Source organism: Clostridium sp. DJ247 (genome assembly GCF_014231265.1).
The window spans coordinates 1-14,091 of sequence record NZ_JABAIW010000004.1; the positions used below are offsets into that span (position 1 = coordinate 1).

Here is a 14,091-nt window from a genome sequence, read left to right on the forward strand (position 1 = left end):
CTTTAGACTAATTAAAAATATTTAACGTGACGAAACATGGTAATATATCCTGGAGTATAAGTTAAATTTCGGGCGTGATTATCTATGCAATAATTATTTTTAGTGTTTAAAGTGTCTTATCCCTGTGAATACCATGGAGATACCATGTTTATTACATCCATCTATGGAATCCTGATCCCTCATGGAACCACCAGGTTGAATTATAGCTTTTATTCCGTATTTAGCAGCCTCTTCAACTATATCTCCAAATGGGAAATAAGCATCTGAAGCAAGAACTACTCCATCTCCTGCTCTCTGCATAGCATCACAAGCTGGCCATATTCTGTTAACCTGTCCTCCGCCTATACCTTTTGCCATTCCGTCTTTAACTACAACTATGGCATTTGATTTAACATACTTACATACTTTCATTCCGAATAATAAATCCTGCATTTCTTTTTCAGTTGGAACTTTTTCTGTTACTACCTTTAATTCATCTACTAATTTGTCGTCTGCAGATTGAACAAGAATTCCTCCATCCACTTTTGCAAGTTCTATGTTGCTTACAGGTTTTACAGCACATTTTATAACTCTCAAATTCTTTTTAGCTTTTAAAACTTCTAAAGCAGCTTCATCAAATTCAGGAGCTATAACTATTTCAAGGAATATTTTAGCAAGCTCTTCTGCAGTTTTCTTATCTACAGTTCTATTAAATGCTACAATTCCTCCAAATATTGAAGTTTTATCACATTCAAAAGTTTTTAAATAAGTATCATATACGTTATCTCCTATAGCTGCGCCACAAGGAGTATTGTGTTTTACTGCACAACAAGCAATTTCTTCAAACTCATTAACAACTTTCCAAGCTATATCCATATCTTTTATATTGTTATAGGATAACTCTTTTCCATTTAGTTGTTCAAAATCCTTCATAGCTCCACTTTCAACTGTTGATGTATAGTAAGCTGAACTTTGATGAGGATTTTCTCCATATCTAAGATCCATAGATTTCTTATAGGAAATAGTTAAATATTCAGGGTATTCCTCTTCTAATAGGAAATTACTGATTGCAGCATCATAAGCGGACATAAGATTAAACACTTTACCCGCAAGCTTTTTCCTTGTATTAAAATCTACATCTCCATTTTCCTTAATTTGATTAATAGTATTTTCATAGTCATTTACATCTGTAAGTACTATTACATCTCTGAAATTTTTAGCAGCAGCCCTGATCATTGTAGGTCCGCCAATATCTATAAACTCAACTTTTTCGTCAAAAGCCAAGTCTTCTTTTACCTTTTCAAAAAAAGGATATAAATTTACTACAACTAAATCTATTGGTTTTATATTCTTTTTTTCAATGGTTTCCATATGTTTTTCGTTATCTCTTATAGCTAAAATTCCACTGTGTATATTAGGATGTAGAGTTTTCACTCTTCCATCAAGTATTTCTTCAAATCCAGTTATATCTGAAACCTCTACTACTTTTAATCCATTTTCAATAAGATATTTGTAAGTTCCTCCAGTAGAAACTATTTCAACTCCCATATTAGATAAAAAACTAGCCAACTCTAGTACTCCAGTTTTATCAAATACGCTAATTAAGGCACGTCTTATCACTCTATATACCTCCACATTTTAATAATCTTTATGATACTTACACTTTGTTAGCTTTCTTTATATTATTGCTCAATTAGTACAGTTCTTCCTAAAACCTTAACTTTACCTTGCATAATAAGCTTAATAGCTTCTGGAAGAGCTATATGTTCTTGCTCCAGAACTCTACTTTGCAATGTTTTAGGAGTGTCCTCTGCATAAACCGGTGCAGTTTTTTGAATCAATATAGGTCCACTATCTGTCCCCGAATCTACAAAATGTACAGTACATCCACTTACTTTTACACCATACTCTAAAGCTTTTTCATGAACCTTCAAACCATACATACCAGCACCACAAAATGCTGGTATTAATGATGGATGAATATTTATAATTCTATTTTCAAATTTATTAATTAATTCACCTTTAAGTATAGAAAGCCATCCTGCACAAACTATTAAATCTACTTTTCCGTAAAGCAGCTTTAAAATTTCATCAGAAATGTTATCTTTATATTCCTTTCTATCAAATACATAAGCAGCTATATTACTTTTTTTAGCTCTTTCCAAAGCATAAACATCATGCCTATCGCTTATGACAGCTTCAATAGAACATCCTGATAAATATCCACTGTTAACTGCATCTATTATGCATTGAAGATTTGTTCCGCCACCCGATACAAGAACAGCTATTTTAAACATACTTCCTTGGCTCCTTTTTTCACATATCCAATTTTATAAGCTTTTTCACCTAAGTTGTTTAATTCTTCAATAACTTTATTTGCATCATCTTCTTTAACGCATAAAACAAATCCAATACCCATATTATAAGTGTTAAACATGTGTGTTTCTTCTACGCCTAAACTCATTATATGCTTAAGTATAGCTGGAATCTCAAAGCTATTCTTATCAATAACTGCAGTAAAATCTTCTTTAAACATTCTTGGTATGTTTTCAAAGAATCCGCCACCTGTGATATGAGCCATTCCTCTTATTTCAAACTTTTCTAGAATATTCAATATAGGTTTAACATATATTTTTGTTGGAGTTAGTAATACATCTGACATTTTTCTTCCATCAAATTCATCTTCTAAATTGGTTACAAGCTTTCTAATTAATGAATATCCATTACTATGAGGACCACTTGAAGCTAAACCTATCAGCGTATCCCCTTCTTGAATCTTGCTTCCATCTATAATCTCATCTTTTTCCGCTACTCCTACTGCAAAACCAGCTATATCATATTCACCTTCTGGATAAAATCCTGGCATTTCAGCAGTTTCTCCTCCAATTAGAGCACAGTTTGCTTGAGTACATCCTTCTGCTACACCTTTAACTAAATCAGCTGCAACCATTGCATCAAGCTTACCACAAGCTATATAGTCAAGAAAAAATATAGGCTTAGCTCCATGACATAGTATGTCGTTAACGCACATAGCAACACAATCAATACCAACAGTATCATATTTTTTTGTTTTAAAAGCAAATTCTAGCTTTGTTCCTACGCCATCAGTACCAGAAACAAGCACAGGATTTTTATAACTACCAAGTTCAAACATCCCTGCAAAACTTCCAAGACCATTTAATACTCCTGGTATAAATGTTTTAGCTGCATGTTGTTTTATAAGATCTACTGATTTATATCCTTCTTCTATATTAACTCCAGAATCTTTATATGTTACCATTCTTTCACCCCTAATTTTTATCAATTGTTATTCTAAACGATTCTTTGATACTTCCATTGGTGCTGATACTGGATATACACCACCGAAGCATCCAACACAAAAACCTTTATCTTTATTTAAAGACTCTAATAATCCGTCGATGCTTATATATCCAAGACTATCTGCGCCTATTTCTTGTCTTATTTCTTCTAATGTTGAATTAGCTCCAATAAGTTCGTTTCTATATCCAGTATCAAGACCAAAGTAACATGGATACTTTACAACTGGTGATGATACTCTAAAGTGGACTTCTTTTGCTCCAGCTTTTCTTAGAGAATCCACCAATCTTCTACTAGTAGTTCCTCTTACTATGGAGTCATCTATAATAACTACTCTTTTACCATCTATATTAACCTTTAGTGGATTAAGCTTTACTGAGACTGCTCTCTCTCTCAATTCTTGAGATGGAGCTATAAAGGTTCTTCCTACATATTTATTTTTTACAAAGCCTACATCATATGGTATTCCAGATGCCTCAGCATATCCAACTGCTGCACTGATTCCTGAATCTGGAACGCCAATAACCACATCAGCTTCTGCTGGGCATTCCTCATACAGTTTTTTACCAGCTCTTACTCTAGAATTATGCACATTTATGCTATCAATAGTACTATCTGGTCTAGCAAAATAAATGTATTCAAAGGCACAAGTCTCACATTTAGTTCTCTCAGCAAAGTTTATAGACCTAATTCCTTCTTTGTCTATAATTACAATTTCTCCTGGATCTACATCACGTACAAATTCTGCACCTACGGAATCTAGAGCACAGCTTTCCGAACATAATATATAACTATTGTTTATCTTTCCTATACATAGGGGTCTTATACCATTAGGATCACGTACACCTATAAGCTTATCTTCAGTCAGGATTACAATTGCATAAGAACCTTTTACAGCTTGTATTGAATCTACTACGGCACTTTCTATTCCTTTTTTTGCCCCTCTAGCTATAAGATTTAAAATTACTTCTGAGTCTATAGAGGTTTGGAATATACATCCACCATCTTCTAAAAGTTCTCTGATTACATCTGCATTTACAAGATTACCATTATGTGCAATAGCAATACTTCCTAGCTTATATTTTACAATTATAGGTTGAGCATTATTTACAGTACTTGAACCTGTAGTTGAATATCTTACATGTCCGATGGCTGCTGTTCCTTTTAGGTCACTTAGAATTTTCTCATCAAAAGCATCTGTTACTAAGCCCATATCTTTATGACATTTTAACTCTTTACCATCTGATACAACTATACCAGCACTCTCTTGACCTCTGTGCTGGAGAGCATATAAACCATAGTATGTTATAGATGATACGTCTAAATTATCTTCTGAAAATATTCCAAAAACTCCACATTCATCTTTAATCTTATCTTCTTCGAAATCTAACGATAGAAGGTCATAGTTTTTATTTTTTAAGCTGCTCATTAACAACCTTTCCTTTCTGAAGAACTATTTTTAATACATAAAATCTCTAAAAATATAATACCATATTCTTAATTTTTAATTCTTAGTTCTTATAGATTATTTGCTTATTCTATTAAGAATTTCTATATAAGCTTCTTTAACATCTCCAAGATCTCTTCTAAATCTATCCTTATCTAGCTTTTCATTAGTTTCTGCATCCCAGAATCTGCAAGTATCTGGTGATATTTCGTCTGCAAGTAGAATTTCTCCATTAAATCTTCCGAATTCTAACTTAAAGTCAATTAGTTTTATACCTTGTTTTAAGAAGAATTCTTTTAAAACGTCGTTAACTTTTGCAGTCATATCGTAAATGACTTTAAGTTCTTCAAAAGTTGTTGCTCCTATACCCACTGCATGATAGTCATTGATTAATGGATCTCCTAAGGAATCATCTTTGTAGCTTAATTCAAAAACTGTTGTCTTAAGTTCAGTTCCTTCAGCAAGCCCTAATCTTTTTGCCATACTTCCTGCAGCTACGTTTCTAACAATAACTTCTAATGGAACTATCTCAACTTTCTTACATAACTGTTCTCTGTCATTTAGTTTCTTCTCAAAATGTGTTTTTACTCCACTTTTCTCTAAAAGTTCAAACAACGCAGATGTTATAGCGTTATTTAATTCTCCTTTATCTTGAATCTGACCTTTTTTTTCTCCATTGAATGCTGTAGCATCGTCTTTATAATAAACTATTACTTTATCTTTATCATCAGTAGCATAAATTTTTTTTGCTTTTCCTTCGTACATCATTTCTCTTTTTTCCATTTTATAATTCCACTCCTTCTTCATTTTCCTTTATGAATTTTTCTTTCATATCAACTCTGAAATTATTTAATTTTTCTTTTAGTTCTGGATATTTTATAGATAATATTTGAACTGCAAGCATACCAGCATTATAACTGTTGTTTATACCAACTGTTGCAACAGGAATTGATTTAGGCATTTGAACTATGGATAACAAAGAGTCTAACCCCTCTACTGCAGCGTTAATTGGAACTCCAATAACAGGAAGAGTTGTGTGAGAAGCAATAACACCTGGAAGATGAGCGGCTAACCCTGCTCCTGCAATTACACATTCATATCCTTCTTCTTCGATATTTCTAATAGTTTCCATAAGCTTTTCTGGAACTCTATGTGCTGATAATACAAATGCTTTATATTCTATAGAGAATTCCTTTAATGCATTGGCAGCACCCTTCATCTTTTCTGTATCTGATTTACTTCCAAAAATAATAGCAACTTTCATATACAATCCTCCTAAACTTTAATCTATCCATTTACTAGCAGCCGTAAGATTACTACTTTTAAATACTGCTGTATGGTAACACCTATTTTATTATAATATAAAAAGTTTCGCTAGATTTCCATGGAGAATCCGATAGCAAAACTCATATAGCATGTTTAATGTAGTCAATTATATAATTGACTACTAACATCTTCAGATTCACCCATAGACAGAAAATTTACGGTTTCCTAGTAGAGACTCCTAAACCTTATTATTAGGATTATATGGATGTAATATTTATTTATCGTGCATTTTTATGTTAACATATCATCTTCAACAAATCAATATATTTTCCTCATTTAATATATTATCATTCGTTTAGATTAAAATAATAACGTGGTATTTTATTATTATTATTCGTGTTTACATAAATCATTTAATATATTTTCTTTGATATAGCTAATGTTTATCTTATTAAATGCTATATAGTTCTAATAAACATATGATATAATTGGAATAAAATTAAATAAAAGAACATAATTATAAATTTTATTATTAGTATTTATTATATTATTTTATCTATTCTACTAATTTGGAGAAATAATTGAACGAAAAGAGAAGGAGTATGGTGATTGTTCATGAAAATAGTTTGTATAGGCGATAGCTTGACATTTGGATATGGTGTACCTAGAAAAAATTGTTGGGTAGAGCTTATTAAAAATAAATTGAATATAGATATATTTAATAAAGGTATAAACGGAGATACTACTACCGGAATGCTTTCAAGATCCTATAAAGATATACTTCAATTAAGTCCGACTCACGTTATAATTCTAGGAGGGGATAACGATTTTCTAGGAGGTCGTTCTTTAGAGCTTGTAGAAAGAAACATTGAAGAATTAGTAAAAGAAGCCATTCAAAGCAATATTGTCCCTATTATTGGTATACAACCACCTATAGATACATATATAGCAGAAAAAAAATGGAGTAATAGTATTAACTACAATATTGTTAACACTAACATCAAAGACTATAGGCAATGGATACTTTCTTTTACCGCTGCTAATAATTTAAATTCTATAGATTTTTATGATTGTTTTATCAAAAGCCTTGAGCTAGTAGACTCAAAAGATATATATATAGATGGTCTTCACCCAACAGTTCTCGGACATAAATTAATGGCTGATTGTGTAATTAATACTTTTAATGAAAAAAGAATACTATAAGAATATAGAATCCTATAGTATTCTTGAGTAAGCTTTTAACATATAATATTTTACAAATGCTGGTACTTCTCGAATGTATCCCTTTATTTCATGAGCTTTATAATCTTTTACAAAAACCCCTGAATAACTAGCATTTATATTTTGTTCCTTCGCCATTAATGATGCCCTTTTTAAGTGAAACTTATTAGATACTATTACAGCAGTATTTAGATTTTTTTCTTTCATTATTATTTTCGAATTTATTAAATTTGCCATAGTGGAGCTTGATTTATCTTCTACTAATATCTTAGACTGATCCATACCTTTAGATATTAAATATCTTCTCATAGCTTCCGCTTCCGAAATATCTTCTCCTGGACCTTTACCCCCAGATACTATTATATATTTACCATAGCCTTTATTATATAACTGCAATGCATGCTCTGTTCTCCAAACTAAAAATGGGCTAGGAACTGTTCCATATACACTACACCCAAGCACAATTATGCAATCGGATTTTTGTGCTTTAGAAGATTCACCAAAATAAATAATATTAAAAAGAATATATGTAGTAATTACTACTAATAGAAAAAAAATAAAATTAAGCATTTTAGAAAGTTTACTCATAACTTAACCATCCTAATTTTTAATAATGGTATAATGTTAAATTATATTGCTATGGTATTCAACCTATTTATTATATTTTTAATTGAATGTTAACATTATAAAAATATAGCTATCCGCCGTTAAGATTTAACTTATACTCCGGAATATGATACCAATTCTTAGTCATGCTAAATACTTTTTAATGAGTCTAAGGTTCTGATTTCAGAAAAACCTTAGATTGTTTGAGAGAAGCGAGTTTATCGAAGGTTCTTAGGTTTTCTAAAACACGAACTTTAGAATGATTAAAAGTTTTTAACGTGCTGAAGTTTGGTAACATATCTCGGAGTATAATTTCAGTTTTGCCAGTGGATCTCTGTACAATGCAAATACAAATGAGCAGTATGAATGAAATTCATACTGCTCATGCAATAAACTATATATTATTCAGGTAATAAAGTAAATCTTAGTATAAACAATAAAGCTAATACATATACAATTGGATGCACTTCCTTTTGTTTTCCAGTAACTACTTTTACTATAGGATAGAAGATTATTCCCGCAGCTATACCGTTCGCTATACTAAAACTGAAAGGCATGATAGCGATAGTAAAGAATGCTGGTAATGCTTCAGTAAAGTCGTCAAAATTTATCTTTGTTACAGCTCCCATCATAAGAACTCCGACTATAACAAGAGCTGGTGCTGTTGCTTCTGGTGGAACTACTCCAACAACCCCTCCAAAGAATAATGCTAGTATAAATAGCACCCCTGTTGTAAAGGAAGTAAGTCCAGTTCTTCCTCCTTGTGATATTCCTGATGTAGATTCTACGTATGTTACTACAGTACTCGTACCAAGGATTGAACCAGCAGTTGTAGCTATCGCATCTGATAATAGAGCCTTATTCATATTTTTAACTCTTCCATTTTTTTCTAACATTTTAGCCTTTTGAGCTGTTCCTACTAATGTTCCTATAGTATCAAATAAATCAACTAAACTAAATGTTATAACAACCATAACCAAACTTGCAAAAGCTCCAACCATACCAGCTTCACCTAATCTTAATAGACCTTTGAAATCAAGAGCAAAGAAAGTTGGTGCTAATGATGGTGGTGCACTAAATACATTTATTCTCTCAAGATGAGTTATTCCAAAAGGAATACCTATAATAGTAGTAATTATAATTCCTAATAATATTGAAGCTCTAGCTCCTCTTGACATTAAAATTCCTGTAACTACTATACCAATAAGAGTTACTAATGCATGTGGATCAGTAAATCTTCCAAAACTAACCAATGTAGCCGGACTACCTACAATTATTCCTCCACTTTTAAGACCTATAAGGGCTATAAATAGACCTATACCGCCTGATATTGCAAGCTTAAGATTATGTGGAAGTGCATCTACTATCTTTTCTCTTATAGCTGTTACTGTAATAATAATAAATATTATTCCTGATACGAAAACTGCTGCTAGTGCTTGTTGCCATGTATAACCTAAAGTTAAACATACACTATAGGTAAAGAATGCATTAAGTCCCATACCAGGTGCTTGTGCAAATGGTAGATTAGCATATAATGCCATTACAAAAGTACCAATCGCTGCTGATATACATGTTGCAGCAAAAACTGATGCTACAACGGGGTCATTTACGGCTGATAGTCCAGCCTTAACTGCTGCATCACCCAATAACCCCTTAGAGTTCATACCAGCTTGCATTAAGATATTAGGATTTACAAAAATTATATATGCCATAGTTATAAATGTAGTAATTCCTGCTAATATCTCTGTTTTTGGTGTTGTGTTATTTTCTGTTAGCTTAAAAAATGAATCTAAGAATGATTTCCTTGTATTTTCTGGCTTTTCCTTCTGTGAATACATTTTAAAATTCCTCCTAATAAATAAAAAAGTCCTAAAATATGTTATCACTATTCTAAAATATAATCAATATATTTTATCTTTATTTAACATTATTGTTCTTATTGATATTTACTATTAACGTTTTTTTTGCAACCATATTCGATTCAGTGCGAACATTACTTTCAAACTATTTTATATATTAAAAATAGTTTACAAAGTACAAATTGTTAAAACTAACAGAATTTTATCAATATAGTAGTTTCAATATCATTATAATATCTTTTTCATTTTCATTAGCTTAAATAAAGCGAAACTTAAATCAGATGGGGTTTTGACCCCACCTGATTCTTAGTTGAACGAATCCTGGGACGTAGCCGCTCTTTACTCTTAGTTAAGCAGAGAACCAAAATCTGTGATTTTGTGCCAATCGGTTAATCAGACATACAAAATCTGCGATTTTGATATGGTCGCTTACTCTGTGAGTACTCCTCCGAAGAGGAGTTTCATATAAAGATAAGAGTATTAGAGCGGGTAGTCGTTGGATAAATTTTAATTCTCTTATTTATTATTCATTATTTATTTATTATTTATACAATATAAAAATATTAAAAGAATTATTAGTACAAGAAACGGAAGTGCAAATATAATTTTAAATATAACACCTATTATAGCAAGCACAACTGCGAAAAATATTACTATACCTACTAGCGGAAGTACTACTATACCAACTATAGAAAGAACTACATATACTATAAATCCTATCATAGCTAAAGTAATTAAGGTAAACATCATAAATCCCCCCTGATTTTATATTGATTTAGTGAGTCCATTATAATTTTCTGTTCTTTCAAACTAATATCGTATACTTTAAAAACCTCTCTGTCTAGTTCAAGTTGTAAATTATTAATTTTTTCATTTGAAAGTTCTTTTTTACTATAACTTATCACTTCTGACATGATTATATCAACTAGTCCTTCTATATTCTTTTGCATTTTAAGACTACAGCATTTAATAGGTATCCTATCTAAACTGTATTTTTTTATTTGAGGAGTAGAATTTAAGTTTGTTATTAGATAATTCAAATAGTACCATTCCATTAACTTTGAATTTATTATACCCAATATATATTTATAAGAGAATTCATTACTCAAGTTTATTACGCCATAAAGAGACTGCTCTATTATATAACCGCTGCTGTCTAGAGTAGCTATTAATCTATTTCCAGTTTTTCTAATTAATATCTTTAGTGGACATGCAAGTTTCGAAATATCTTTTGTGCCCCCTATTATATTTTCAGAAGAAAACTCATAATAATAATTTTCTAAAACCTTAAACCTTTGAATATTTTCTCCCTTTAATATTTTCACTTGGGAATCACTTATTTTTTCTTTTGTTATCTTTTTAGTACTACCTATAAAACCCGTAAAAGTTGTTGTTATATCTCCAAGAAACTTGATTTTATCTTCAATCTTATCCTTAAGTAATTTATAACAATCACTATTACCCTGTGTAAACTCATAATTAGCGTTTAATAAATATTTTTTTTGATGAAGAAAATATATCTCTTTATTATGTATTCCTAACTGCATCTCATTATTCTCTTTATATTCTTTCTTAGCTATGAAAATCATGGTATCAGTATTTATCTTAGGAAACACTACTTGAAAAACTATATTTAATATACTATATTTTTTCAAAATTTCCTCTCTTAGTGATTTATACTGAAGATTTTTAGAAAATCTATCTGGTATTATAAATGCAACTATTCCTCCAGTTCTTAATAGTTGAAAAGCCCTCTTTATAAAGTATTCGTATAAATTAGGTAAGTATAGATTTCCATTATACTTATTAACATAATAACTTACTAACTGACTTTCAATATTTTTACTATGTTTCCTACTTAGTGATACCCAAGGCGGATTTCCTATAACATAGTCATATTTATTTCTCCAAAAATTACATTTTTTTATTAAATTGTTTAGTTCACTTTCATTTAGTTTTATTTCTTTACTTTCACTATTTATATCCCTATATTTACACCTAAACATGCCATCATGGCTTTTTATAACCTCATCCCAATCATAATCTTCTTCCCACTTTATTAGACTATCACAGCAGATTATATTAGTTTTTATACTTAGCTGATTATTTTGTTTAAGTAGTAAGCTCATTACAGTTAAATCAACTGCATTTTTATCAATGTCAGCTCCATATATACAGTTTTTTATTATATGATAATGAATATTTTCTTTTTTCCAGTAATCTTCTCCCTTTAATACTAGTGTTCCTCTATATGTTTCTATAAAATACTCTTCACTGCTGTATATCTGTCTAAGAATCTCAATTTTTTCAGTGAATTTTTCTGTAAGCACATCGTAAACCTTGTTTAAAAAATACCCACAACCACAAGCTGGATCTAATATTTTTATAAAAGGATTTTCAATAATATCTGCACATTTAATAGTACTCTCTACCATGTAATCCACAATATATTCTGGTGTATAGAAACTTCCATAAACTTTACGTTTAACTGGATCCATGTTAACTTCATATTCTTTCGATTCTAACTCTATGTTTCTGTTGTATATAAACATTTTGATACCTTTCCTTGAAGATTAATTATAATGAATTTTCTCAATTATTATATTTTAACATACATTTATTAAAAGTATAAATTTTTTTTACAAGGAAACTATATACAATATGAAAGGAGGTGGAGAACTGATTTCTGTAGTGTTAACCCTAGTAGTTGAATCCTGTAATACTACCGTTCTATTTAGTAAATAGAATGAAAAACTATGCGAAAATCAATTTTTCATGGTATTAGAAATCAGGATATGAGATGCATAGAGAAAGTAAAAAAGCCACAAAACCACAAAATAAAAAACTATCAAAACCAGACATAATTTATGAAGAAGAAATGGAAAAAAAGCCACCTAAAAGTGCTCTAGATATTGATAGAATAAGTAACTCATAAAAATTCCCCTCAGGATACCTGAGGGGAATTTAAGTTTGAGTATAGAATAAGTTTCACTTTAAGCATCTGAAAAATCTTTTAATGGTTTTAACACTTATTCCACAAAAATGTTATACGTAGTTAACATTTTTGTCATTAAAATGACACAATATAAAATTATTATAAGTATATAGAAACTATTTAATGTTAGGAGGAATAATTTATGGATAACTTTAATAATAAAAATAATGAAACATATGAACTTATCACTGGAAGCTCTGATTTCCAGAAAGAAAATGTGGTTAATACTAATTATATAGATGTGAATAAATCCTATGACAAAGAATCAAATAAGAAAAGTAAAGTACTTTCGTATGTAATTATAGGATTAATTTGCAGTATAGTAGGAGGAACTGCTTCCACTGCTGCTTCTTTATATTTATTGCCTAAATCTCAATTGTTTAAAGATACTCCTTTATATCAAAGTATAGCTCAAAACCAATCGGCTTCTTCTTTTAACGCCTCACCTATGGTTTCATCTACTGGTGCGTTAACGGTTTCTGAAATAGCAAAAAAGGTTGGCCCTGCGGTAGTAGGTGTATCCGTTAAAAGTGCTGCTCAATCTGATTCCTTTGGCTTTAGTCAAAGAGCTGAAGAAGGAATTGGATCTGGTATAATAATTAATGAAGATGGATATATTCTAACAAATTATCATGTAATAAATGGAGCTCAACAGGTTAGTGTAATACTTAATAATAAAAAGGAAGTATCTGCTAAAATAATAAACTATGATGCCGAACTTGATTTAGCCATAATAAAGGTAACTGAAAATATAAAAATGCCAGCTGTAGCGGAGCTTGGAAGCTCAAAGGACCTTCAGGTTGGCGATTCAGTAGTAGCAATTGGAAATCCTTTAGGGAAGGAATTATTAGGTTCTGTAACAACAGGAGTTATAAGTGCTACAAATAGAGAAATACAAGTGGGTAATACTAAACAAACCCTTCTTCAAACCGATGCAGCTATTAATCCAGGAAACAGTGGTGGTGCTCTTGTAAATTCTGCTGGTCAAGTAATAGGAATAAATTCTGCTAAAATGGGTGGTAATGGTGTTGAAGGTCTTGGTTTCGCTATACCTATTGATATAGTAAAACCTAAAATCAACGGGTTACTTAAACCTATTTTAAAGATAGGAATTACAGGTAGAGACATAACTTCTGATCTATCAAAACAATACTCTATACCTGAAGGAGTATACGTAGTTCAAGTACAAGAATTCAGTGCTGCTGAAAAAGCAGGACTTCAAACCGGTGATATAATTAAAAAATTTGATGGCAAATCTATTATATCAGTAAATGACATAAATAAAATTAAATCCCAGCATAAGTCTGGTGATGAAATAAATCTAGATATAGTTAGAAATGGTAATCAAAAGACCCTTAAATTAAAACTTTCTGAATAGTATTTTTATATAGATACCCATG

At 30.7% G+C, this 14,091-nt stretch carries 13 protein-coding genes and 1 riboswitch; of the genes, 3 read left to right on the top strand and 10 right to left on the bottom strand.

Features of this window, described 5'->3' with window-relative positions; translation table 11 throughout:
* Positions 1–99: 99 nt before the first annotated feature.
* The 6 genes from purH to purE form a co-directional block, all read right to left on the bottom strand.
* The gene (purH, locus tag HGI79_RS02600) at positions 100–1,599 is read right to left on the bottom strand and encodes a bifunctional phosphoribosylaminoimidazolecarboxamide formyltransferase/IMP cyclohydrolase (RefSeq protein ID WP_185649169.1); all 1,500 of its coding nucleotides are present in this window, start codon (positions 1,597–1,599) and stop codon (positions 100–102) included.
* A gap of 62 nt (positions 1,600–1,661) precedes the next feature.
* A complete protein-coding gene (purN, locus tag HGI79_RS02605; RefSeq protein ID WP_185649170.1) occupies positions 1,662–2,276 on the bottom strand; it encodes a phosphoribosylglycinamide formyltransferase in 615 nt (204 codons plus the stop codon).
* The gene (gene purM / locus HGI79_RS02610; RefSeq protein ID WP_185649171.1) at positions 2,264–3,259 is read right to left on the bottom strand and encodes a phosphoribosylformylglycinamidine cyclo-ligase; all 996 of its coding nucleotides are present in this window, start codon (positions 3,257–3,259) and stop codon (positions 2,264–2,266) included. Before purM ends, purN begins: the two co-directional genes overlap by 13 nt.
* Before the next feature lie 27 nt (positions 3,260–3,286).
* Positions 3,287–4,726 (bottom strand): amidophosphoribosyltransferase, encoded by a 1,440-nt coding sequence (gene purF, locus HGI79_RS02615; protein WP_185649172.1) that lies wholly within the window; start codon positions 4,724–4,726, stop codon positions 3,287–3,289.
* Positions 4,727–4,822: 96 nt separating this feature from the next.
* A complete protein-coding gene (gene purC / locus HGI79_RS02620) occupies positions 4,823–5,527 on the bottom strand; it encodes a phosphoribosylaminoimidazolesuccinocarboxamide synthase (protein WP_185649173.1) in 705 nt (234 codons plus the stop codon).
* Between the two features lies 1 nt (position 5,528).
* Positions 5,529–6,008, bottom strand: a complete 480-nt coding sequence (gene purE / locus HGI79_RS02625) for a 5-(carboxyamino)imidazole ribonucleotide mutase (protein ID WP_185649174.1) — start codon at positions 6,006–6,008, stop codon at positions 5,529–5,531.
* A 185-nt stretch (positions 6,009–6,193) separates the two neighbouring features.
* Positions 6,194–6,295, bottom strand: a riboswitch (purine riboswitch).
* Positions 6,296–6,625: 330 nt separating this feature from the next.
* Here purE and HGI79_RS02630 point away from each other — a divergent pair.
* Positions 6,626–7,213 carry a GDSL-type esterase/lipase family protein gene (locus HGI79_RS02630; protein ID WP_185649175.1) on the top strand — a complete coding sequence of 196 codons (588 nt, stop codon included), beginning with the start codon at positions 6,626–6,628 and terminating at the stop codon, positions 7,211–7,213.
* A gap of 12 nt (positions 7,214–7,225) precedes the next feature.
* On the opposite strand, the gene HGI79_RS02635 is transcribed toward HGI79_RS02630, so the two are convergent.
* The 4 genes from HGI79_RS02635 to HGI79_RS02650 all read right to left on the bottom strand — a co-directional run bounded on the left by HGI79_RS02635 (position 7,226) and on the right by HGI79_RS02650 (position 12,248).
* Positions 7,226–7,819, bottom strand: a complete 594-nt coding sequence (locus tag HGI79_RS02635; RefSeq protein ID WP_185649176.1) for a YdcF family protein — start codon at positions 7,817–7,819, stop codon at positions 7,226–7,228.
* A 419-nt stretch (positions 7,820–8,238) separates the two neighbouring features.
* Positions 8,239–9,675 carry an NCS2 family permease gene (locus HGI79_RS02640; protein ID WP_185649177.1) on the bottom strand — a complete coding sequence of 479 codons (1,437 nt, stop codon included), beginning with the start codon at positions 9,673–9,675 and terminating at the stop codon, positions 8,239–8,241.
* A gap of 555 nt (positions 9,676–10,230) precedes the next feature.
* Entirely contained in the window at positions 10,231–10,446 is a 216-nt protein-coding gene (locus tag HGI79_RS02645; protein ID WP_185649178.1) for a hypothetical protein, read from the bottom strand.
* Positions 10,443–12,248: an Eco57I restriction-modification methylase domain-containing protein gene (locus tag HGI79_RS02650; protein ID WP_207725688.1), complete on the bottom strand. Its 1,806-nt coding sequence runs from the start codon at positions 12,246–12,248 to the stop codon at positions 10,443–10,445. Before HGI79_RS02650 ends, HGI79_RS02645 begins: the two co-directional genes overlap by 4 nt.
* A gap of 248 nt (positions 12,249–12,496) precedes the next feature.
* Between HGI79_RS02650 and HGI79_RS23145 the strand changes: the two genes are divergently transcribed.
* Positions 12,497–12,631 (top strand): hypothetical protein, encoded by a 135-nt coding sequence (locus HGI79_RS23145; RefSeq protein WP_278046679.1) that lies wholly within the window; start codon positions 12,497–12,499, stop codon positions 12,629–12,631.
* A gap of 202 nt (positions 12,632–12,833) precedes the next feature.
* Positions 12,834–14,069 (top strand): S1C family serine protease, encoded by a 1,236-nt coding sequence (locus HGI79_RS02655; RefSeq protein ID WP_185649179.1) that lies wholly within the window; start codon positions 12,834–12,836, stop codon positions 14,067–14,069.
* Positions 14,070–14,091: the final 22 nt, after the last annotated feature.